The 22901-nt window shown below is 68.5% G+C and carries 18 protein-coding genes and 1 pseudogene; 6 read left to right on the plus strand and 13 right to left on the minus strand.

Annotated elements, in window-relative coordinates; translation table 11 throughout:
• Positions 1 to 7: 7 nt before the first annotated feature.
• Entirely contained in the window at positions 8 to 844 is an 837-nt protein-coding gene (locus ACZ5YD_RS09190; protein WP_379742724.1) for an RAD55 family ATPase, read from the plus strand.
• Between the two features lie 55 nt (positions 845 to 899).
• On the opposite strand, the gene uvrB is transcribed toward ACZ5YD_RS09190, so the two are convergent.
• From uvrB to ACZ5YD_RS09205, 3 genes are all read right to left on the minus strand, one after another.
• A complete protein-coding gene (gene uvrB, locus ACZ5YD_RS09195) occupies positions 900 to 2960 on the minus strand; it encodes an excinuclease ABC subunit UvrB (protein ID WP_379742727.1) in 2061 nt (686 codons plus the stop codon).
• Between the two features lie 101 nt (positions 2961 to 3061).
• Complete coding sequence (locus ACZ5YD_RS09200; RefSeq protein ID WP_379742730.1) at positions 3062 to 4639, minus strand: ribonuclease FAU-1 family protein; 1578 nt, start codon at positions 4637 to 4639, stop codon at positions 3062 to 3064.
• Positions 4636 to 4998, minus strand: coding sequence for a DUF7532 family protein (locus ACZ5YD_RS09205; RefSeq protein WP_379742733.1), 363 nt, complete (start codon positions 4996 to 4998; stop codon positions 4636 to 4638). Before ACZ5YD_RS09205 ends, ACZ5YD_RS09200 begins: the two co-directional genes overlap by 4 nt.
• 138 nt (positions 4999 to 5136) lie before the next feature.
• On the opposite strand from ACZ5YD_RS09205, the gene ACZ5YD_RS09210 reads away from it, so the two are divergent.
• The 3 genes from ACZ5YD_RS09210 to ACZ5YD_RS09220 all read left to right on the plus strand — a co-directional run bounded on the left by ACZ5YD_RS09210 (position 5137) and on the right by ACZ5YD_RS09220 (position 7519).
• Positions 5137 to 6138, plus strand: a complete 1002-nt coding sequence (locus tag ACZ5YD_RS09210) for a PrsW family intramembrane metalloprotease (RefSeq protein WP_379742735.1) — start codon at positions 5137 to 5139, stop codon at positions 6136 to 6138.
• Positions 6139 to 6270: 132 nt separating this feature from the next.
• On the plus strand, positions 6271 to 6693 hold the full coding sequence (locus tag ACZ5YD_RS09215; protein WP_379742738.1) for an HIT family protein: 423 nt from the start codon (positions 6271 to 6273) through the stop codon (positions 6691 to 6693).
• 103 nt (positions 6694 to 6796) lie between these two features.
• Positions 6797 to 7519 carry a ParA family protein gene (locus ACZ5YD_RS09220; RefSeq protein ID WP_379742741.1) on the plus strand — a complete coding sequence of 241 codons (723 nt, stop codon included), beginning with the start codon at positions 6797 to 6799 and terminating at the stop codon, positions 7517 to 7519.
• 51 nt (positions 7520 to 7570) lie between these two features.
• On the opposite strand, the gene ACZ5YD_RS09225 is transcribed toward ACZ5YD_RS09220, so the two are convergent.
• Entirely contained in the window at positions 7571 to 8071 is a 501-nt protein-coding gene (locus ACZ5YD_RS09225; RefSeq protein WP_379742744.1) for a DUF7858 family protein, read from the minus strand.
• 170 nt (positions 8072 to 8241) lie between these two features.
• Here ACZ5YD_RS09225 and ACZ5YD_RS09230 point away from each other — a divergent pair, with 170 nt between their 5' ends.
• Positions 8242 to 9144 (plus strand): transcription initiation factor IIB, encoded by a 903-nt coding sequence (locus tag ACZ5YD_RS09230; RefSeq protein ID WP_379742747.1) that lies wholly within the window; start codon positions 8242 to 8244, stop codon positions 9142 to 9144.
• 152 nt (positions 9145 to 9296) lie between these two features.
• Here ACZ5YD_RS09230 and ACZ5YD_RS09235 read toward each other — a convergent pair whose 3' ends face one another.
• From ACZ5YD_RS09235 to tatC, 7 genes and pseudogenes are all read right to left on the minus strand, one after another.
• Positions 9297 to 9941, minus strand: coding sequence for a nucleotide-binding protein (locus ACZ5YD_RS09235; RefSeq protein ID WP_379743068.1), 645 nt, complete (start codon positions 9939 to 9941; stop codon positions 9297 to 9299).
• Between the two features lie 402 nt (positions 9942 to 10343).
• A pseudogene (locus tag ACZ5YD_RS09240) lies at positions 10344 to 10772 on the minus strand (DUF7857 domain-containing protein); the annotation flags it as partial.
• Entirely contained in the window at positions 10705 to 11682 is a 978-nt protein-coding gene (locus ACZ5YD_RS09245; protein WP_379742750.1) for a DUF7856 family protein, read from the minus strand. The gene ACZ5YD_RS09245 and the pseudogene ACZ5YD_RS09240, both read right to left, overlap by 68 nt.
• Complete coding sequence (locus ACZ5YD_RS09250; RefSeq protein ID WP_379742753.1) at positions 11679 to 12017, minus strand: DUF7855 family protein; 339 nt, start codon at positions 12015 to 12017, stop codon at positions 11679 to 11681. Before ACZ5YD_RS09250 ends, ACZ5YD_RS09245 begins: the two co-directional genes overlap by 4 nt.
• Positions 12018 to 12123: 106 nt before the next feature.
• Positions 12124 to 12432 carry a DUF7854 family protein gene (locus ACZ5YD_RS09255; RefSeq protein ID WP_379742756.1) on the minus strand — a complete coding sequence of 103 codons (309 nt, stop codon included), beginning with the start codon at positions 12430 to 12432 and terminating at the stop codon, positions 12124 to 12126.
• On the minus strand, positions 12433 to 14535 hold the full coding sequence (locus tag ACZ5YD_RS09260; RefSeq protein WP_379742759.1) for a minichromosome maintenance protein MCM: 2103 nt from the start codon (positions 14533 to 14535) through the stop codon (positions 12433 to 12435). It abuts the gene before it with no gap.
• 139 nt (positions 14536 to 14674) lie between these two features.
• Positions 14675 to 16030 (minus strand): twin-arginine translocase subunit TatC, encoded by a 1356-nt coding sequence (gene tatC, locus ACZ5YD_RS09265; protein WP_379742762.1) that lies wholly within the window; start codon positions 16028 to 16030, stop codon positions 14675 to 14677.
• A gap of 164 nt (positions 16031 to 16194) precedes the next feature.
• On the opposite strand from tatC, the gene ACZ5YD_RS09270 reads away from it, so the two are divergent.
• Positions 16195 to 18564 (plus strand): twin-arginine translocase subunit TatC, encoded by a 2370-nt coding sequence (locus tag ACZ5YD_RS09270; RefSeq protein WP_379742765.1) that lies wholly within the window; start codon positions 16195 to 16197, stop codon positions 18562 to 18564.
• Positions 18565 to 18572: 8 nt separating this feature from the next.
• On the opposite strand, the gene ACZ5YD_RS09275 is transcribed toward ACZ5YD_RS09270, so the two are convergent.
• Together ACZ5YD_RS09275 and uvrA are read right to left on the minus strand one after the other, a co-directional pair.
• A complete protein-coding gene (locus tag ACZ5YD_RS09275; protein WP_379742768.1) occupies positions 18573 to 19766 on the minus strand; it encodes an adenosylhomocysteinase in 1194 nt (397 codons plus the stop codon).
• A 100-nt stretch (positions 19767 to 19866) separates the two neighbouring features.
• A complete protein-coding gene (gene uvrA / locus ACZ5YD_RS09280; protein ID WP_379742771.1) occupies positions 19867 to 22869 on the minus strand; it encodes an excinuclease ABC subunit UvrA in 3003 nt (1000 codons plus the stop codon).
• Positions 22870 to 22901 lie beyond the last annotated feature (32 nt).

Below are 22901 nucleotides of genomic sequence, written 5' to 3' on the forward strand. Positions count from 1 at the left end.
ATCCTGCATGGCGAGTTTTCCCTTCGGCATCGCGCGTCTCGACTCCATCCTCGGCGGCGGCGCTCCCCCGGGGAACGTCGTGCTGCTCGCCGGGGAGTCCGGCGCCGGCGCCCGGGAGTTCCTGTACACGAGCGTCGCGATGAACGCGCTCGCCAACGTCGACGAGGAGCTCTTCGACCTCTATTACGGGGAGCTGGCGGATGACGCCCGGGTCCCGCCCGAGATCCACTACGTCTCCTTCACCGCCGATCGGGACTCGATCGGTCGGGAGCTCGAGTACACGATGGCCGACGAGATCGCGGAGGCAGCGGTTCCGGGCATCGAGTTCGCCGACCTCTCCGTCCCCTACTTCCAGTTGAGCCCGATCCCGCGTGACTGGTACCGGAACGAGCCCTCGGAGATCCGCGATCTCGGCGCCGGCGACCGCCGCGGCGACCTCCTTTCGGAGCTGGGGGAGTACCTCACCGAGCACGCCGCCGGAAACCTCGTCGTCATCGACTCGATCACGGACCTCGTCTCGGCGGTCTCCGACGAGATGACCTGGAACGACATCGCGATGGTGATGAAGGGACTGAAGAAGGCGGCCTACCACTGGGGCGGGCTCATCCTGCTTTTGGTCAACGAGGACACCCTCTCGGAGACCGAACGCGGCACGCTGATGGACGCCGCCGGCGGGACCTTCCGGTTCTCCTGGGAGACGGGCGGATCGAAGCGCGCACGGACGATGGTCATCCGCGAGTTCCGGGGCGTGCTCTCGCGGCTGGAGGAGGAGAACATCGTCCGCTTCGAGACCGAGATCCACGACGGCGGCTTCGACATCAGCGACGTGAGAAAGATCCGGTAGGCGCCTCGATCCGCGGTCGGCTCTCTCGAGACGGACTGGTCGACGGCCGGGGCGCTCAAAACTCCTCGGCGGTCGGCTCGGGGACCGTCCCCTCCTCGCGCTCCTCGAGTTCGAAGGCCGACCGCAGCTCCGCGATCCGGTCGCGGATGTCGGCGGCCAGCTCGAACTCGAGGTTGCTCGCCGCCTCGTTCATCCGTTCCTCGAGCGCCTCGATCTGCTCTCTGGCGCCGTCCTCGGTCTCGACGTCGCCGACCGAGACGCCGCTCGTGTCCGTCCTCGCGCCGGGCAGGTTCGTCTCGCCGACCGGCTTGTCGATCGTCGTCGGGGTGTGGCCGTGTTCCTCGTTGAACTCGCGTTGGATCTCCCGTCGCCGGTTGGTCTCCTCGATCGCCGCCCGCATCGAGTCAGTCACCTCGTCGGCATAGAGGACGACCTCGCCTTCGACGTTTCGTGCCGCCCGCCCCATGGTCTGGACGAGCGTCGTCGTCGAGCGGAGGAACCCCTCCTGGTCGGCGTCGAGGATCGCCACGAGGCTCACCTCCGGGATGTCGAGCCCCTCCCGGAGGAGGTTGATCCCGACGAGGACGTCGATGTTGCCGAGCCGGAGGTCCCGAATGATCTCGTGGCGCTCGAGGGTGTCCGTCTCGTCGTGCATGTAGGCGACGTCGACGCCGGCCTCCTCGAGGTACTCCGTGAGGTCCTCGGCCATCCGCTTCGTCAGGGTGGTGACGAGGGTGCGCTCGCCGCGGTCGATCCGGTCGTCGATCCGCTCGAGGAGGTCGTCGACCTGGCCGGTCGCGTCGGCGATCTCGACCGCCGGGTCGACGAGGTGGGTCGGCCGGACGATCTGTTCGACCACCTGCGCGGAGTGCTCGCGCTCGTAGTCGCCGGGCGTCGCGGAGACGTAGAGGGTTCGGTCCGTCTTCTCCTCGAACTCCTCGAAGGTGAGCGGCCGGTTGTCGTAGGCGGTCGGCAGCCGGAAGCCGTTCTCGACGAGCGAGTCCTTGCGGGACTTGTCGCCCTCGTACTGACCTTTGATCTGGGGGATCGTCTGGTGGGACTCGTCGATCACCGTGAGGAAGTCGTCGGGGAAGTAATCGAGCAGGGTGTAGGGCGGGTCGCCGACCTCGCGGTCGTCCATGTGGACGGAGTAGTTCTCGATGCCCGAACAGTGGCCGGTCTCGCGGAGCATCTCCAGATCGAAGGTCGTGCGCTCGTCGATGCGCTGGGCGGCGACGAGGTCGCCCTCGCGTTCGAAGTGGCGCACCCGTCTGTCGCGAAGCTCCTCGATCTCCGCGATCGCCTCCTCGAGTTTGCCGTCGGGGATCGAGTAGTGTTCGGCGGGGTGGATCAACGCCGCCGGCTCCTGGGAGACGACCTCGCCCTGCATCGGATCGACTTTGAGGATCCGGTCGACCTCCTCGCCCCACAGCTCGATCCGCAGGGCGTAGCGGCCGTACATCGGGAACACCTCGATCGTGTCGCCCCGGACGCGGAAGGTGCCCTGGGTGAAGTCCACGTCGTTGCGGTCGTAGTTCCGGTCGACGAGCTCGGCGAGGAGGTCCTCCCGGCCGATCCGGTCGCCGACCGACAGCTCGAGGGCCATCTCCCGATAGTTCCCCGGGTCGCCGAGCCCGTAGATGGCGGAGACGGAGGCGACGACGATTACGTCCTCGCGGGTGAGAAGCGACCGCGTCGCGGAGTGGCGCAGTCGATCGATCTCCTCGTTGATCGACATCTCCTTGTCGATGAAGGTGTCCGTCTGCTCGACGTACGCCTCCGGCTGGTAGTAGTCGTAGTAGGAGACGAAGTACTCGACGGCGTTGTCGGGAAACAGCTCCCGGAACTCCTCGTAGAGCTGGGCCGCGAGCGTCTTGTTGTGTGCCAACACGAGCGTGGGCCGGTCGAGCGCCTCCGCGACCCACGAGACCGTGTTCGTCTTGCCGGAACCCGTCACGCCGAGCAGCGTCTGTTCGTCCGCGCCGTCCTCGTAGCCCTCCACGAGCGCCTCGATCGCCGCCGGCTGGTCGCCGGCCGGCTCGAACGGGGCGTCGACCCGCAGCGACCGATCGACGGCGGGACGGTCCTCCGAAAGCGGGGAGTCGGCGTCGCTCACGTCCGCCGTTGGCCGCGCACGTACTTGAGCGGCGCGCCCGACGGAAGACCGGATGTGGTGCAGCCGTCGAGGGCGACCGGCGGACCACCCGTTCGACGGTGCTAGACCGCCTTCTCGATCGCGCTCGCGACCGATCGCGCCCGCTCGGCGAGCGGCTCCGAGACGTATCCCGCGTCGACGGCCGCCGCCAACTCGTCGTCGTCGACGCGTTCGACCGTCCCGTCCGCCCGCTTGATCACGTCGACGTGGAGGTCGACGTAGCGGACCGCCTCGGGAAAGACCTCGACCGGCGTGCAGACGTTGAGGTAGGTCCCCTTCACCGTCCCGTCGCCGTCGCGGTAGGTCGTGGGGTACCACCACCGTCCCTCCGTGAACGTCGTGGTCGCCACGTCGCCGGCCTCACGCGGAACGCCGAGCGCGTCGTAGGTGCCGCCGGCGGTCATCGAACGCTCGACGGTCACCCGTCCCGCCGCGGGATCGATCTCCGTCACCTCGCCCTCGCCGAGGACGATCAGGTGTCCGGCGGGCTTGCCGTGGGCGATCCGGACGCGGTCGCCCTCGTTCGGACCGAACTGGTCGTGGACGACCCCGAACGGGAACTCCGGACCGCCCTCTCCCCCGTCCGACGCCGCTCCGCCCGACAGCCCGTCGCCACACAGCGCCTCGGCGAGGTCGACGCCGGCGCTCGCCGCCTCCGATCCGGCCTTGACTCGGTGGTGTCCGGGCATCGTGGTCGCCACCTCGCGGCGACGCTCGTCGAGTTCGAACCGCGACTCCCGGCCGAACCAACACCACGCGCCCGCGGCCGGGAACGCGAGTGGCCGCGGCGCGTCGACCGATCTCTCGCGTGCCGCGGCGATCCCCTCGACCCGCTCCACGGCCCGGGACAGCCCCGCCTCCAGCGCGTCCATTCCGGCGTCGACGGCGGGACGGTGCCAGACGACGCCCCATCCCTCCGGCGGCTCCAGCCCGAGAAGGTCGACCATCCCCGCGAGCTCGCGGCCCGCCGCCTCGTCGTGGGACTCGACGCGCACGCCCTCGCCGGGAACGAGCGACGCCAGGGTCCCCGGCACCCGAATGTTCGCATCGAGCTCGGGGCGGCGGTCCCCCCACGGCGGCGCGGACTCGCGTACCTGCACCCGCATCGTGTCGCCGACCTCGATCCGCTCGTCGGTCGCGCCGTAGGGGAGGTATCCCTCGATCGGTCGGTCGTCGCCCGGCAGTCCGCGGATCTCGGGGACGTTCGCCTCGTCGGTTGGATCGTCCGTCTCGTCGGTCGAGTCGCCCGCCCCGCGACGCTCGCGAAGACGCTCCTCGATCGACGTGATGTCGTCCGCCAGTCGGACGACCGCGCCGCCGCCGAGCGTCTCCGTCACCTCGCCGTCGAAGACGCTCCCGAACGGGGTCGGGTCCGGCCAGACGAACGCGTCGATCCCGACCCCTGACAGTCGATCGGCGACGGCCTCGACCGCCGCGAACTCGCCGTGAGCCCCGACGCCCTCCCGGTCGTCCGTCGTCCGGATCGAGACGTCGACGGCGGCGGGGCCGCGAACTCCGGTCCCGTCCGTCTCGCGAAAGCGCTCGCGGATCGGCGGCGAGGCGTCGACGACCTCGTGGCCGGCCGCGAGAAACAGCTTCGTGAGGGCCGTCGCGTAGATCCCGCGGATCCTGACGTTCATAGGTCCGCGGGGTCCCGGACGAAGCGCACGCGGTCGTGGACCGTCGGTCCGAGGGTCAACTCGACGACCTCCTCCGAGAGGACCCGTCCGTCCTCGACGTAGGCCCCCCACGAGTCGAACGAGAGGTAGCCGCGAAGGTCGCCTCCGTGGGTGTAGAGGTCGACGTGTTCGACCGGGCCGTCGGGGCCGTGTGCGGTCTCCATGTCCGAGTGGAACGTCCCCCCGTCCTCGAAGAACGCCTCGATGGCGTCGGCGTCCTCGCGGACGAGCTCCGCCGCTCGGTCGCTCGCCGCCCGGATCGCCTCGGCGTCCAGCCCCGCCTCCCGAAGCGCCTGCTGGGTGCGCGGATCGAAGTGCATACCCGCGGTACGGACGGCGGGGTTTTGAAGCCTCGCGGTTCGCGGCCGCGGTCGGATGGCGACCCGATCCGGGAGCCGGTCGAATGCGTCCGACCGGAGGAACACCTTACTGGATGGGGATCAATGGAGCGAACACGCATGAGCGATCCGTCCGATCCGATCGAGTCGGCGTCCGACGGGAGCATGGACCTCTACGACGTCGCCACCTGGGAGCCACGAACGCTCCTCGATCGCGTCGTCGTCTCCGGATACTGGAGCATCACGGTCGGCGCGAAGGCCTTCGTGATCCTGATCGCCCTCTCGATCCTGGCCGGGATCGGTGCGATCGGGGCGTTCGGCGATCCGATCGTTCGCATCCTGACGATACTCTCCGCCGTCCCGGCGGCGGCGATCGCCGGCTACGTGTGGTACTCGGACGCGACCACGACGGAGCCGCTGTCCCTTCTCGTCGCCACGTTCCTGCTGGCCGTGTTGACGGCGACGTTCGCGGCGGTGCTCAACTCCGCGGTCACCGGCGCGTTCGGCCCCTTCAACGCGATCGGCCAGGTCGGCTTCTTCTTCCTCGTCGTCGGGCCGGTCGAGGAGACCGTAAAGCTGCTCGCGGTCCGGCTGTACGCCTACACGGACGCGCGGTTCGACGCCGTGATCGACGGCGCGGTCTACGGGGCGGTGGCCGGACTGGGGTTCGCCACGATCGAGAACCTGCTTTACATCTCCCGGAGCGTCGACGCCGTCGACATGGGGATCAGCCTGGCGATCCTCGGCGCGGGAGACGGGATCGCGGCGGTCCGGGCGTTCGCCGGCCCGGGCCACGTCATCTACTCGTCGTTCGCCGGCTACTACCTCGGTCTGGCGAAGTTCAACCCCGACCACCGCGGACCGCTCGTCGTGAAGGGCATCCTCATCGCCGCCCTCATCCACGCCACCTACAACTCGACGGTCGGGCTCGGAGCCGGGATCATCGGCGCCGTCACCGGGCTCGGATCGCTCCCCTCGTTCGTCGTCTACGTGCTCGTCTTCGACGGGATCTTCGGCTTCATCCTCCTTCGGAAGATCTGGCGGTACCGCGAGACCTACCGGACCGTCTTCGCGGAGATCGACGACGACGCGGACCCCGAGTTGACCGAGTTCGAGGAGTGACCGTCGGGACGCTCGGGAAGTGACCGTCGGGGCGCTCGGGAAGTGACCGTCGAACGGGAGACACGGCGTGGAGGATCGAACGTCGTCGAGGCGGCAGAAACCTTCATACGCCGCCGCATCGATCCCTCGGACATGTCCGAGGACTGTATCTTCTGTTCGATCGTCGACGGCGACATCCCGGCCCGAACCGTTCACGAGACCGACGGCGCGCTCGCGTTCCTCGATGCGAACCCGCTCGCGCCGGGCCACACCCTCGTCATCCCGAAGACGCACCACGGCCAGATCGGCGACCTTCCGGCCGACCTCGCCGGCGAGGTGTTCGACGTGGTGACGGAGCTCACCCCGCGGATCCGATCCGCGGTCGACGCCGACGCCGCGAACGTCGGCATCAACGACGGCGAGGCCGCCGGCCAGGAGGTACCCCACGTCCACGTCCACGTCGTGCCGCGCTTCGAGGGCGACGGCGGGGCGCCCATCCACGCGGTCGCGGGGGACCGTCCGGACCTATCGGACGGGGAGATCGACGCGATCGCCGACGCCATCCGCTCGGCCTGACCCGCGACGAGGGACGCTCCAGTTCGAGGCGCCCGACGCTGCGTCCCGCCACGCCCGTTGCCACGTTCCGATCGTTTAACCCGGCGCCGTCCTGCGGACACGTATGAGTGAGACGACGCTCGCGGTCGTGGGCGCGGTCGGCGGCGCCGGGACGACCCGAACCGCGGTGGAGTTGGCGGCCATCGGCGCGCTCTGCGGCCGGAGCGTGACGGTGGTGGACGCGGCCTACGCGACCCAAGGGCTCTCGGAGTACGTGTCCGGACGGATCGCGCCGGATCTGACGCGCCTCCTCGTCGACGACACGGACCGTCCCCTGCGCGATGCGACCTACCGGATCGAGGGGGACTGGCCGGGAACGCTGTCCGTCGTTCCGGTTCGAGCCCCGTTCGAACGGCTGGCACGGGCGAAGGCCGCGGAGCCGGCGAGGGCGCTCGCCTCCCGGATCGAGGAGGCGAGGACGACCGCCGACCACGTCGTCGTCGACACGCCGCCCGTGGCCACGAATCCGGCCGTCGCGGCGGTCACGGCGGCGGAGCGGGTCGCCGCCGTGACGCCCGGCACCGATCACGGCCGCGACGCGCTCCAGCGTCTCCGTGGACGGCTCGCGGACGTCGGAGCCGAACGTGACGTCACCATCGCGACCGGCGAACCGATCGCGGCGGCGGACGCCGTCCTCCCGGATCCCGATCCGTCGGCGATGCGTCCGGTGGTGGATCAACGAAACGGCGCGTACGCCGTCGCGGTGGCGGCCGCCTTCCAGACGTGCTTCGAGACGACCGTCGACGTCGACTTCGAGGAGGAGCGGCTACTCGACCGGCTTCGGTGAGGGGTCCCGCCGGCGATCGCTGCGGGAGGCGATCTCGAGGAGCGGGAGCGTCTATCGGAGATCGTCGGGGAGCGAAATCGATCCGCCGAGGGCGCACACGCCGCCGTCGACGTCGCTCGCGGCCGAGAGCGCCTCGGCGATCTCCGGGATCGGGTCGTGGGTCTCGATGTAAGTCGAAAGCGCGAAGTCCGCCTCGTCCCCGCCGACGAGCGCGAGGGCGTCGCTTCGCGAGTAGCGTCCGGACAGCCACTCGCGAACGATCTCCCGACGTGTCGGCGCCAGGGGATGCAGTCCGTCGATCCCGCACCGGTGAAGCGCCTTCGCGGCCGTCATCGGGGCGACGTTCGCCTCGCGAGCGGCCTCGCCAACGCTCGCGCCCGCGGTGTAGGCCTCGACGAGCGTCGCCGTCGCCGCCGGGGTACACGGCAGGGCGTCGGCGTGCTCCGCGAGCCGGTCTATCGGATCGACGCCGGTGTCGTCGACGACCGCAGCGCCCCGGTCGCGTTGCTCGGCCGTCACCTCGATGCCCGCCGCGATATCCGAGAGCGTCACACGGTTGCTTCCACGATATCGTATTTAAAAATTCGTCTTCGGTTCGAAGCGAAGGAACGTCGGTCCGCGGAACCTATCGGTGACCGGTCGGTTCGACCGCGCGCGCCGGCGTTGATCCCCCCGATCCCTCCCGGGTTTAAGTATGCGATCGGGGCCAAGGTTCACTCGTGATGAGTCAGACCAGCACGACTCAGGTGAGTGGACCCGTCTGTCCGGAGTGTGGCGGCCGTCTCAGAGTTGAGGGAACGGAAACGGTCTGTTCGGAGTGCGGACTCGTCGTCTCGGAGGACCGGATCGACCACGGGCCGGAGTGGCGCTCCTTCGCGGACGACACGACCGATCCGAAACGGACCGGCGCGCCGCGAACGCGTGCGCGCCACGATCGGGGACTCTCGACGGAGATCGGACGGGCGACCAGGGCGACCTCGCGCAAACGTCGTCGGATCGCCCGGATGCGGACCCAGCACAATCGCGCGCGGATCGGGTCGAAACGGGATCGCAACCGCGTCTACGCGTTCACGGAGATCCGTCGGCTGTCCGACGTCCTCGGGCTGCCGGACCCCGTCCGTGACAGGGCGTGTACGCTCTTCGAGTCCGCCCAGGACGCCGACCTCCTTCGCGGGCGGTCCATCGAGGGGTTCGCGTCCGCGAGCGTCTACGTCGCCGCTCGAACCGCCAACGTCGCACGAACCGTTCCCGAGGTGTGTGCGGCCGCGAAGGCCACGGAGGACGAACACCGGGCCGCGTTCGCGGCGATGAACCGGGAGCTCGGGTTGCCGATCGGCGCCGTCCATCCGGCGGAGTACCTCCCGCGGTTCGCCTCGAAGCTGGACTGTTCGTCGTGGATCGAGTCGCGCGCCCGCGAACTCGCGGAAACGGCTGTCGACGAGGGGCTCGTCGGGGGACGAAACCCCTCCGGCGTCGCCGCCGCGTGTCTCTACACCGCGAGTCGCGAGGGGGGCGGCGACGTGACCCAACAGCAGGCCGCCGAGGTCGCCGACGTGACGCCGGTCACCGTCCGGAAGACGTACGTCGATCTCCGCGAGCGCGCCTCGGCGATCGCCGAGGAGTGATCCGATAGGGCGAACGCGAGAACCGACGACGTGCGTTCTCCGAATTGACCGGCCGCGTTTTTCCGCCGTCCCACGAACGTCGTTTCGCGTCCGCCCTCGAACGGTCTTTTCGCATCCCACGAACGTCGTTTCGCGTCCCGCGTCGATCGCGTTTAGAGTCGGCTCGCCAGCGACGTGATCGCCTCTGCCGGCTCGCTCTCCGGGGCGGCGGTGACGATCGGTCGCTCCTCGATCACGGAGCGGGCCACGCGCGGATCCGCCGGAATCGCCTCCGCCGGCGCGCCGAGCGCGTCGGCGATCCGTGCCTTCGGCGGGGGCTCGACGACCCGGTTGATCGCGACCGCGGACAGCCCCGTTCCGAACTGCCGCGCCATCTCGCGCGTTCGGATCGCGTCCGGAAGCGCGAACGCCCGCGGGGAGACGACGAGCACGCAGCGGTCGGCGGCCGCCAGCGGAACGCCCGCATCGGCCCGTCGACCCGCCGGACAGTCGACGATCACCGTCCGGTGATCCCGCTCGATGGATCGAAGGACGCCCGAGAGCCGTCGCAGATCGCTCGCTCGCGCGCCGGCCAGCGAGCGGCCACAGGGCAACACGGTCACGGGTCCGCCTCGGAGACACTCCCGCGGGGTCGCCCGTCCGGCGAGCACGTCGTGGAGGTCGGGGCCGGACCCCTCGGGCAGGTCGGCCATGCTCAGGTCCGCGTCGATCACCACACCGGCGCGTGCGGCCGCCAGGTTGTAGGCGACCGTGGTCTTTCCCACCCCGCCCTTGCCGCCGGCGACGGCGACGATCACGCCAGCCGCTCCAGGGCCTCCGTCGGCACCTCGAGACGCTCGTGGCGTTCGATCAGCGTCCCGCATCGATCCCGAAGCGCTCGAAGCCGATCGACGTCCGCGTCCAACCGCGAGCTCGCGACGGAGTGACCCAAGACCGCCGAACTCGGAGACGGTACGGGTCGCGGATTCGAGCGTGTTCTCCTCGACCCGCTCGAGCCGATCGAGGCGATCCGCGATCCGATCCGGGAGGGCGTCGAAGCGTCTTCGGTCAGCCGCGTCAGATCCCCCTCGATCCGGTTTCTCGGGCGGATAGTTCGCCGGAGTCGCCGTGCCGCCAATGTCGTTGCCCGACCGCGCGAGACAGTCCCGAGGCGGTCTGTGGCCGCCGAGCGTTCGGCGGGCGACGACCGTCGGATGGTCGATGGGGTCCCCCGTCGTGGGTTCCACCGTATCGATCCGTGCCGGCTGCTCGGTACGCGAGGGGGTGGCGACACAGACGTATCCGAACGCCCTCGTGGATCCGGGCGCGAGTCTACAGGTGTATCCGTCGGCGTCCCACCCCGGCTCGGGCACGCCACGACGCCGGGGAGGCAACACGGGGCCGTCGAGCGCGTTCTCGACTCGAACGCGCTTTCGAGCGTCGGCGTCGTTTCGAAGCCGCCCGGTCACGATCGCCAGCCCGCCCCGAGTCTCGAGGGCACACGACAGGTCCATACGCCCGTTGCCGCCCGTTCGTATATCAACGCTCGCGTGCCCGAAGCTCGAGTCTCGCGTGTCCGGGTCACACCCGAACGATCGGGTAGCCGAATCGTCGAGCGATCGACGCCGCCGCCCCATCGAGGGGATCATCTCCGAGGTTCGAACGCCCGCCGGAGACGGATACCACGGGCGCACGCCGACCGGCGATGGCACTCGCGGCGAGCGCGGCGAGAAGCGGGGTGTCTCGAAGGTCGCCGACCCTCTCCTCGTCCGACTCGACGGGAGACGTCTCGGCGGGGAACGCCGTCTCGACGGGCAGTCCCGCCAATCGATCGTGGACCACGGGGGACAGCCGGCGAGCCAGCTGCCGGCGGGCCGCCCGCTCCAGGTTGCCGATCTCGTCCTCGAGTCGGAGTCGTCGTTCGCGGACGTCGCGTGCGTGTCGAGCGCGTCGGCGAGCGCGTTCGAGCTCCTGGCGTGCCGCGATGTGTACCGTCTCGGTCTCGGCCAGATTCGCCGTCGCCTCCGCGAGGCGCTCGCGAGCGGGGTCCGGATCGGCCTCGAGTTCACGCCGGGTCGAGAGCTCCCCGCGAATGGTCGCGATCTCCTCCCGGAGTCGGTCGACGTCCGTGCCCGTCTCGGCGACCCGACGCCGCGCCGCCTCGATCTCGACGGTCGGAACCTCGAGCCGTGACAGTTCCAGTCGGCGGTCCGCGAGCTCGCTTGCCGCGGTGGACGTCCACCCGATCGTTCGCGCCGCCGCAGCGAACGTCGAACGCAACGATCCACGCGACCCGACGCGATCGAGCGCCATCGGCGTCGACGGGGCGACACAGTCGACGTCGATGTCGATCTCTCCGGCTCCACGACGCACTCCGCCGGTTCGGGTGTCGAGACGACAGCCCGATGCGGGACGTATCGCGGCCAACAGCTGGGAGACGAGATCCGGTGGTTCGATCTCGATCGACTCTGGAACGTCCCGGAGGTCGATCGCCACGCCAGATCGCCGGATCCCGCCGATGCGGATCCACGCCGGGGCCACGTCGCGTTCGCGGATCAAAGCGACCGCTCGCGCAGGGTGGCCGGATCCGGGTGTGGCGTGCCCGCAGCGAACTTCGCGTACGGCGTCGAGGGGGATTCGCGATCCGCGTACGCGACCGCGGCCTCGCGAACGTCCGGATCCACCGCCTCGAACTCGTTGAAGGGCCTCGTTCGCTCGATCTGTACGTCCCCCCCGTGTTCGGCTCGCAGCCGAAGGGCCAAGAACGCGCCGTACGCGTTCTCCTCGAGGATCGCCGCACGCCCGAACCGCCGTACGACGACGTCATCGTGGCCCCGACACGCGTTCCGGAGCGCGGTTCGCGCCCTCCGGGAGTACACCATCACCAGTAGCACGCCTCCCCGGAGGAATAACGATGAATTAAGTCCTACTGTTTTCGTAAAATCCGATCGGTTCGTCGACACGTCTATCGGTCCCGAACTCCGGTGTCAACCTCCCCGGCTACAGCCGTTCGACCTCGAACTCGGGAGCGTCGGACGGCTCGCACTCGTCCGTCCCGGCGGCCGACATCGACACGATCCGTTCTGCGATCCGTGCGCGTGCGGCCGCCTTCGAGGGAGCGACCACCACGGTTCCGCCGGCGGGGTCGGGCCCGACGGCCCTGTAGACGTCGGTCGACCCCTCGAACTCCGTCGCGTAGGTGCGTAGGACGGCGACGGCGCGTCGTTCCGTCTCCTCGAGGGTCGCCTCGCCGTGATCGAACTCCCGGAGGGCGTCCTCGAGGTTCCTGATCGCGGATATCCGGTCCATCTAGGTGGTCCGGAGGTGGTTTTGGGTCGGCTCGTACACCTCACCCTTGCGACGCAGCTTCTCGATCTCGTCCTCGGCCTTGCCGGGGTCCATCCCGACCTCGCCCGCGCGCTCGAGGACCTCATCGACCGGGGCCCCCTCCTCGTACTCCTCTTCGATCTCCGCGATCAGTCCCTTCAGGTTCTTGATGCGATCGCGCTGGCTCTTCGAGGTCCCCGTCTCGACCACGTCGGCGTCGAACTGTCCCGTCTCGGGATCGACGCCGATGTCCTTGAGACACGACTCGACGATGTTCGTCGAGCGTTCGGCGTCCTCCCGGTCGACCGTATCGGAGAGCCGAACGCGGGCGCTCGCCTCGGCCAGCCGCACGAGCGCCTCGAGCTGTCGAGCCGTCACCGGAACCGGCGCGTCCTCGTCGACGCCCTTCGAACGGAGGTCGACGTAGAACTCCTCGATGGCGGATTTGGCCTCGTCGGTCATCGTCGGGTAGCAGTTCCGCTTCGCGTACGCGATGTACTTCCGCAGCAGGTCGGCGTCGATGGCGGGCGCCACCTCCTCCGTGACGCCGTCGACCTCCGCCTGCGTGAACTCCGAGGTGGCGAGCTCCTCGCGTTGGGTGTTCAACTCGCCGGCGTAGTTGGTCTTCAGGATGTGCTTTGCGAGCCGGCTGTCGTGTTCGGGGTCCGGCTGGTCGGTCACCGTGAAGATGAGGTCGAACCGCGAGATGAGCGCGGGCTCCAAGTCGATCTGCTCGCCGATCGGCTCGTACTGGTCGAACCGGCCGTACTTGGGGTTCGCCGCGCCGAGCAGCGAACACCGGCTCTTGAGCGTGGCGTTGATGCCGGCCTTCGAGATGGAGATCTTCTGCTGTTCGAGCCCCTCGTGCATCGCCGACCTATCGCCGGCGTCCATTTTATCCAGCTCGTCGATCGCCGCGATCCCCTTGTCGGCCAACACGAGCGCGCCGGCCTCCAGCGACCACTGTTGGCCGTCGCCGAAGTCGTCGCGAACCGCGGCGGCCGTAAGGCCCGCCGCGCTGCTCCCCTTGCCGGACGTGTAGACGGAGCGGGGTGCGATGTTCTCGACGTAGGAGATCATCTGGCTCTTTCCCGTTCCAGGGTCTCCGATGAGCAGCATGTGGAGGTCGCCGCGGATCCGCGATCCGTCGGGGAGGTGTTTCGTCACGCCCGAAAAGAGCTGGAGCACCATGGCCAGCTTCTCCTCCTCGTAGCCGTAGATCGCGGGCGCGATCGACTCGACCATCTTTCCGTAGACGTCCGGGTCGTTCGAGAGTTCGACGATCTCGGCTCTGTCCTCGGTCGTGATCTCCATGTCCTCGAACTCCTCGTCCTCGATGGAGATGGAGACGCCGTCCATGTACAGATCGAAGATCGCGGACTTCTCGTTGCCCTGTTCGACCTGCTCTATGTGGAGGACGCCGACGGCGGTGACGTGGTCCCCGGGCGTCACTTTTCCGGCGATGTCGTCGACGACGTTGACGTCGAGCGCCTGGGGCGTCTCGCCGCCGCGCAGTCCCTCGGGCGACTCCTGGATGCGGAGCTTCTGTGAGTCGATGAACTCCGACTGGTCGAAGTTCACCCGGAAGGGCCCCTGTCGCTCACAGCCTTGACACTCGTGTGGCTCCTGGAAGCCGCCGTCGCTTTGGGGGATGTAGGTCATCGTCCCGCAGCGTTGACACTCGAAGGCGGCGTCCGTGATCTTCGGGCGGACGTCGGTCGCCTTGCGAACGATTCCGCGCACGGAGACGAGCCGGCCGATGTGGTTGTCGTGGACGCGGATGCCGCGGATGTCGATGCTGTCGGGCAGGTTCTCGACCCGCACGTGGGCCTTGCCGAGCCCGACGTCCGCCGGCAGGTCGTAGAGCCGCAGCGCCTCCTCCGCGTACTCGCGCATCTGCTCGGGCTGGCTGCGGAAGTCCTCGGCCAGGTCGCGATCGAACTGGAAGAGGTCGTCGTAGTCGACGTACAGCGACCGCTGCTCGTTGGGATACCGCTGTGCCAACTCGCCGATCTCCTCGCGGTAGTAGTTCCGATAGAACTGGATGAACCGCTCCGTGAGATCCTGATTGCCGGCCTGGGCCATTACGACGCGTCTTCGTCGTCATCACCTAAGAACCCTCCTCTCGCGGAACGGGGAGTTCCGGGTTCGGGGGTGGCGGACGGGGTCCAGATCGAGTCGCAAGTCGGATCGCCGATCGGTGGCCGATCAGGCCACGGATCGGTCAGTTCCCGGTCCACCGCAGGAGCGCGAGCGTGCCCTCGTAGAGCACGATCATGGTGAGCGTGACGATGATCGGGGCCATCCCGGTCGGGTCGGGGCTGAACAGGAAGGCGATCCCCAAGAAGACCCCCCAGAAGATGAGCCGCTTGTCCTCGAGCCACTGGCGGGTGACGAGGTTCATCATGATCGCGAGCATGATGAAAAGCGGGATCTGGAAGACGATCGCCATGAACGACATCATGACGATGATGAGGTTGAACGTCTCCGCGAGCCCGAACGCGATGACGGCGGCATCGGAGGTGTAGGTGGTGAAGTAGCTGAAGATCGCCGGCAGGACGAGGAAGTGCGCAAAGAGGATCCCGATGGTCCCGAGAACGAGACTCGTCGGAATGGCGGCGATGTAGTAGCGCCGCTCGCGGCGATAGAGCCCCGGACGCATGAACCGATAGGTCTGGTAGACGAACACCGGCAGTCCCACGACGACGCCGGCAAGCCCGGCGACCTTGAGCCGGGTCAACACGAGTTCGAGGGGCGCGTACAGCCGCGGCCGGTTCGCGTTCGGCTCGGGGATGTGGTACGACCAGAAGTAGTTGATCAGATCGCTGGAGGAGGGAAACGCGATCAGGACGGCGATCCCCGCGACGAGAAAGACGATCCCGAGCCGTCGCATCATCTCCTCGATGTGTTCCGCCAGCGGCATCTCCTGGTCGGAGTCGGGTCCCTCGACGAGAGGGTCGTCCGGATCGTCGCCCCTCACCGTCGGCTCGTTCACACCGCGAGGTGCATCTTCGGCCTCGTCATCCTCGTCGGCGTTGTCGCCCACATCGGCGTCGTCATCCCCGTCGTCTCCCTCGTCCTCGTCGTCATCCTCGTCGTCGTCGTCCTCGTCATCTTCATCATCTTCATCGTCCTCGTCGTCCTCGACACCGGATCCGGCGTCCTCGTCAGTCTCGTCGCCTTCGTCCTCGTCATCGTCGACGTCTCCGTCCGCGTCGCCTCCGCTTTCAACGCCGGCACCGTCGTCCGGTTCATCCGTCACGTCCTCGACTTCCGTGGCGTCGGGTTTCCCATTCGGATCGTCGTCATCGTCGGAGTCGTCGTTCCCGTCGGACCCGTTGGCCCCGCGGTCGCTTCCGTTCTCGTCGGATCCGTTCGCTCCGTCGTCCCCGTCGCTTTCGGTCGAGGGGTCGCCACGACCGTCGCGATCGTCGTGATCGTCCGGCTCGGAGCGGTACTCGTCCGGATCCTCGGACCCGCCGCTGTCCTCGTCCGTCGTCGCGTCGGCGACCGAGGGGTCGTCGGCGTCCGGCGACGGGTCGTCCGCCGGCGGCTCTCGCGAAGGCGAGTCCTCACCCATTCGTTCGTTGTTGGCCCCCGGGTTATTATAGGCCTTTTTGGATGGCTTCGAGACGTGACGTCGAGACGAGGGTGTGACGTCGGTTCGATCGACGCCTCGGCGTGTTCGAAAACCACGACGTGCGTTCGAAAAGGTTGATAACCGGGACGAGCGTTCGACCCGGTATGGCTAGCGCGCTCGACGAGGACACCCAGCAGGCGCTTTCGGCGGGTCGCGACTCGGCGGCGGCGATCCTCCGGTCGGTCCAAAAGGACCTCCAGAAGGTCTTCGTCGTCTTCCTCATCGCCTTTATCGCGACCTTCTACGCGCTTCGGGTGTACATCTGGGACGCGCTCAAGGGCATCACCGCCGCGAACATGCCCGTCGACGTCGAATCGGAGCTGGAGATCATCGCACAGACCCCCTTCGAGGTGATCCTCCTGCAGGCGAAGATCGGGATGGTCGTCGGCGCCGTCGTCGCGTTCCCCGTCCTCGTCTACTTCGCCCGCGACGGCCTTCGAGAACGCGGGATGTGGCCGCAGTCGCCGATCCCGCGCTGGAAGATCGCGGCGATCGGCCTCCTCGCCACCGCCCTGTTCCTCGCCGGGCTCTCCTACGGCTACTTCGTCTTCTTCCCCGTGATGTTCGCGTTCCTCGCGGAGTTCGGGCTCGACGCCGGCTTCAACCCGAGCTACTCGATCGTGATGTGGACGGAGTTCATCGTCTTTTTGTCAATCTCCTTCGGGCTCGCCGGGCAGATGCCGCTTTTGATCACCGGGCTCTCCTACGCCGAGATCGTCTCCTATGAGACCTTCCGGGAGAAGTGGCGCCACGCGGTCGTGGGCATCTTCGTCTTCGGCGCGATGTTCTCGCCGCCGGATCCGTTCACCCAGATCATGTGGGCGGTCCCGCTCACGGCCCTCTACGGGTTCAGCCTCTATCTCGCGAAGGTCGTGGTCACGGCGAAACGCTCCTCGGACCGGATCGACCCCGTCGCCTCCGCTCGCGGACACTGGAACCTCGTCGCCGGCGCAACGGTCCTCGGCGCCGCGATCGTCTACGCTTTCTACGAATACGGCGGCCGCGAGGCGGCGAACGATCTGATAGCGCTGGCCGGGAGCTCGCGACGCATCTCTCCGCCCGGGGGCGTGGGAGGCCTCGATCCCGCCGTCGTGCTCGGACTGTACGCGACGATCGTAGCCGCGGTCTTCTTCCTCCTCGCGCTCCTGGGCGCCATCTACCGGAACCTCGATGCGACCGCCGCCGGCGCCCGATACGGCGACCCGACCGCGATCGACCTGCGCGAACTCGACGCCGCCGGCGTTCGTGCGGCGCCCGAGGAGGCCTTCGAGGCCCTGAGCGAGGAGGAGGCGCTTGCCATCGCGGGCGAGGCGATAGACGAGGACGACCCCGAAACCGCACGCGCGGTCCTCGACCGGTTCGACGCGGCGGACGCGACGGACGACACGGAGACGGACGACGCCGGGACACCGGACGATGGGACAACAGACGATGCCGGAGGGGACGCGGAGACCGCGGACGATCCCAGATCGGACGACACCACCCACCCGGCCCTCCACGACGACCTCGACGTTTCGGGGTCGACCGACGGTTCGACGGACTCCGGCGGGGACGGGGGCGTAAGCGGGGGAGGCGGTGGGGATGGCGGCGTGATCGGAAACGTCACCGACCGGGCCTCGCGCGCGAGCACGACGTTCATCGACGATTTCGCCGAGGACACCGACGAGGAGGACATCGGCGGCTACTACACGGACCTGAAGTTCATCTTCGACTCGCTGCGGTCCCGGTCGTTCCGGATCGTCGCGTGGTTCATCGCCGTGATGGGCGTGACGTTTACCTGGCTGTACCTCGGCGGGCTCGGCGGGGTTCGCGCCGACTTCCTCGATCGGGTCCCCGATCAGCTGGACGCCGGCCAGGTGACGGTGATCACCCTCCATCCGGTCGAGGCGCTCATCTTCATGGTGAAGTTCTCGGTGCTCGTCGGCCTCCTCCTCACGCTTCCCGTCGTGGCCTACTACGCCTGGCCGGCACTTCGGGATCGCGGGATCGTCCGGGGCCACCGGCGGCGTATCTTCGCGTGGGTCGGCGCGCTCACCGTGGGACTGGTCGGCGGATTCGCGCTCGGGTACGCGTACATCGCGCCCGGGATCATCTCGTATCTCGTCACCGACGCGCTCGACGCCCGGATGGTGATCACCTACCGGATCAACGACTTCCTCTGGCTCATCATCTACACGACGCTCGGGATCGGCGTCCTCGCCGACATCCCCGTGATGATGGTTATCATGAACTCCGCGGGGATCCCGTATGCGGCCTTCCGGACCCGATGGCGGGAGGTGACCATCGCGGCGTTGACCTTCGCCGCCGCGTTCACGCCGGCCGACATCGTGACGATGTTCCTCGTGACGATCCCGGTGTTGGCGGCCTACGTCGTCGGCGTCGGCGTCCTCTTCGTGATAACCCTCGGCGGGCGTCGCGACCTGGCGCCGCCGGCGTCGTTCATCGACGTGACGGAACGGGCGGACGCCGAGTAGGCCTTCCCTCACCTCGTCCGTCCATCGATCGTCACGTCCATCGCGGCCAGTTTTCGGCGGGCGATCTCCCGATCGAGCCGCTCGGGGACCGGGTGGAGCCCCGGAGCGAGATCGACGCCCTCGGCCAGCGTCTCCAGGCTTCGCGCCATCACCGCGAAGGTCGCGTCCATCACCTCGATCGGGTTTCCGGCGCCCTCCGGGGACGCGAGGTTGACGACCCGTCCGTCCGCGAGCAGCCGGATCGTCCGCCCGTCCGGCAGACGGAATCGCTCGACCCCGGGCTCCGGCCGCGTGCGATCGAGCGCCAGCTCCGCGAGCGCGTCGACGTCGATCTCGATCTCGCTTCCGATCGACGCGAGGACGGCCCCGTCGGCCATCGCCTCGAAGGTCTCGCGGCCGAGGACGTCGGGTCGGCCGGTCGCCGTGATCACGAGCGACGCGTCCTGAACCGCCTCCGCCGCCGGCGCGACGTCGTGTCCGTCGGCGAGCGCGCGAAGCGCGGCCCGGGGATCGATCTCGGCGACGGTCGTTCGCGCCCCGAGCGCCCGAAGCTTGTCCGCGATCCCGCCTCCACAGTGACCGTAGCCGATCACCGCCGCCTTCGAGCCCGCGACGAGGGCGTTCGTCAGGCTCGCGATCGCCGAGATAGAGCTCTCCGCGGTGCCGTGGACGTTGTCGAAGTGCCGCTTCATCGGCGCGCCGTTGACGTCGTAGATCGGAAACGGAACGGCCTCCCGCTCGGCGAGCGCCCGAATCCGGGTGATCCCGCCGGTCGTCTGCTCGCAGGCGCCGCGAACGCCGCGGGCGATCGCCGGGCGCTCCTCACAGAGCGGCTCGATGAGGTTGGCGCCGTCGTCGGCGATCAGATCGGGCTCGGCCGAAAGCAGCTCGTGGCGTTCCTCCCGAAGCGTTCCCTCGTCGTCCCCCGGAGCGGAGCGCACTCGAATCCGCGGGTGGGTCGCCAGCCGCTCGACGACGTCGCCGTGGGTCGTCCCCGCCTCGCCGGTCACGAGCACCGCCGCGGCGTCGCCGGCGGCCACCGTCTCGACGAACAGGCCGGTGTGGGGGGTGATCGGTGCCGAGACGCCGACGGTGAGGCCAGCGAAGGGCTCGCGCTCGCGGAACCGCTCGCCACATTCCGAAAGCAGGGGCGCCCGTTCGGCCACGCGGTCGATCGCGTCCGGTTCCGCTGGCTCGTCCATGCCGGATCCGGGAGGCCGTCAGTGAAAACGGTTCTCCCGGAGCCGGTGGTCGAGGGCGGCGATTCGTGTACACCGGGCGGGGTCAAGACTCCGATCGCGATCAGTCGTCGTCCGCCGTCGCCGGCTTTCGCCGGTCGCTTCGGGGCCCCTCGGCGTCGACCGCGGGCAGCATGTCACGGAGGTATCGGCCGGTGTGTGAGTCCTCGGTCCCGGCGACTGCCTCCGGAGTGCCGGCCGCGACGAGCTCCCCGCCGCCGTCTCCGCCCTCCGGTCCGAGGTCGATCACGTGGTCCGCGTTCTTCACGAGGTCGAGTTCGTGTTCGATGACGACGACGCTGTTTCCGTTGTCGACGAGCCGGTGGAGGACGTCGATCAGCTTGCGCTCGTCCTCCTTGTGGAGCCCGGTCGTCGGCTCGTCGAGGAGGTAGAGCGTGTCGCCGGCGTCCCGCTTGCCGAGCTCCTCGGCCAGCTTGACCCGCTGGGCCTCGCCGCCCGAAAGCGTCGTCGAGGGCTGTCCGAGCCGCATGTATCCGAGCCCGACGTCGCGAAGCAGCTGCAGGCGCCGTCGGATGCCGTCGTGGCTCTCGAAGAACTCGTGGGCCTCCGCGACGCTCATCTCGAGGACGTCGGCGATGGTCTTGCCCCGGTAGGTCACCTCCAGCGTCTCGTCGTTGTATCGGTCGCCGCCGCACTCCTCGCAGGGGACGTGGACGTCCGAGAGGAAGTTCATCTCGATGGTGACCGTGCCCTGCCCGCCGCACTCCTCACACCGGCCGCCCTTGACGTTGAAGGAGAATCGACCCTTCTCGTAGCCGCGCCGGTTCGCGAGCTTCGTCTCCGCGAACAGCTCGCGGATGTCGTCGAAGACGTTCGTGTACGTCGCGGGGTTCGAGCGGGGCGTACGGCCGATCGGCGACTGGTCGATGAGCCGGACCGTCTCGATCTCCTCGATCCCCTCGATGGCGTCGTGGTCGCCCGGATCGACGGAGGTGTTGTCGTTCATCTCGCGGGCGAGTCCCTTGTAGAGGACGTCGTGCATCAGGGTGGACTTGCCGGAGCCCGAGACGCCCGTGATCGCCGTGAAGACGCCGAGGGGGAGCGAGACGTCCACGTCGTCGAGGTTGTGCTGGCGCGCGCCGCGGACGACGATCTCGCCGTCGCGCTCGCGTCGATCGTCCGGGACGGGAACCGCCTTTCGCCCCGACAGGTAGTCGCCGGTGACCGACTCCTCCGCCTCGCAGATGGCCTCGAAGTCGCCCTGTGCGACGACCTCGCCGCCGCGCTTGCCCGGGCCGGGTCCCATGTCGATGATCGAGTCCGCCCGGCGCATCGTCTCCTCGTCGTGTTCGACCACGAGCAGGGTGTTGCCCAGGTCGCGAAGCCCCTCGAGGGTGTTCAACAGCCGGTCGTTGTCGCGCTGGTGGAGCCCGATCGACGGCTCGTCGAGGACGTACAGGACGCCGACCAGCCCCGATCCCACCTGGGTCGCGAGCCGGATCCGCTGGCTCTCGCCGCCCGAGAGGGTCGACGCCTCCCGGTCGAGGGTGAGGTACTCCAGGCCGACCTCCTCCATGAAGCCGAGGCGGGCGCGGATCTCCTTGAGGATCTCCTCGGCGATGGTCCGGTCGCGCTCGGAGAGGGTCGCCTCCATCCCCTCGAAGTGCTCGCGGGCCTCGCCGATCGACATCCGATTGACCGCCGTGATCGGCGTGTCGTCGACGAGCACGGAGCGCGACTGCGGCTTCAAGCGCGTTCCCTCGCAGGCCGGACAGGTCGTCACGGCCATGTAGTCCTCGATGTGCTCGCGGGTCGACTGCGACTCGGTTTCGACGTGTCGTCGCTGGAGGTTCGGGATGACGCCCTCGAACCGCTTCTCCTTGCGTCGAACGCCGTTCTTCGTTTTCCGCTCGAAGACGACCTGCTCGTCGGTGCCGTAGAGGAACTGCTCGCGGACGTCCGGATCGAGATCCTCGAAGGGCGTCTCGACCGAGACGCCGAAGTGCGCCGTGACCGAGTCGATCCGGGTGCGGTAGTACGACCGGTTGTACGACCACGCCTCGAAGACGTCCTTGATCGGCTTCGAGGGATCCTCGACGACGAGGTCCTCGTCGACCTCCTTCGTCGATCCGATCCCCTCACACTCGGGACAGGCGCCGTGGGGCGAGTTGAACGAGAACGACCGGGTCTCGATCTCCGAGAAGTCGATGTGACAGCGGCTGCACGCGAGGTCCTCGGAGAACTCGACGACGAGCCGGTCGGCGCCGTTCGACTCCCCGTTCGCCGGGTCGTCGTCCGACTTCTCATCGTCGGCCGTTCCCGCCAGGTCACCCGTCGAGCGTGCCGTCGACCCGCCGAGATCGTCGGCCGCACCGGCGGGGGGATCGGGGACGATCACCTTGAGGACGCCGCCGGCCTCCTCGAGGGCGGTCTCGACCGAGTCGGTGATCCGCGAACGTTCGTCCTCGGAGACCTCGATCCGGTCGACGATCACGTCGATCGTGTGATCGTAGTTCTCGTCGAGCTCGGGGTCGTCGAACGAGAGGTCGTACCGCTCGTCGTCGACCTCGACGCGGGCGTATCCCCGCGAGGTGAGATCCTCGAACAGGTCCTCGAAGGCGCCCTTCTGGTCGCGGACGACCGGCGCCGCGATCTCCGCTTTCGTCCCCTCCGGAAGCTCCATGATCCGACGGACCATCTGCTGGGCGGACTGCTCGCCGACCTCGTGGCCGCATTCGGGACAGTGCGGGTTTCCGATGCGGGCGTACAGCAGGCGGAGGTAGTCGTGGAGCTCCGTGACCGTTCCGACCGTCGATCGGGGGTTGTTGGCGGCGTTCTTCTGGTCGATCGAGATCGCCGGCGAGAGCCCCTCGACGCTCTCGACCTGGGGTTTGTCCATCTGGCCGAGGAAGTTCCGGGCGTACGCCGAAAGCGACTCGATGTAACGTCTCTGGCCCTCGGCGTAGACCGTCTCGAAGGCCAGGGACGACTTGCCCGACCCGGAGAGCCCGGTGACGACCGTGAACTCCTCGCGCGGGATCCGGACGTCGAGGTCCGAGAGGTTGTGCTCCTCGGCACCCCGGACCTCGATGTATTCCTTGCTCATCGTATACCCCTCGGTTGCTCGCGCGCGCGGGA

This window comes from Halopenitus salinus, assembly GCF_055397165.1.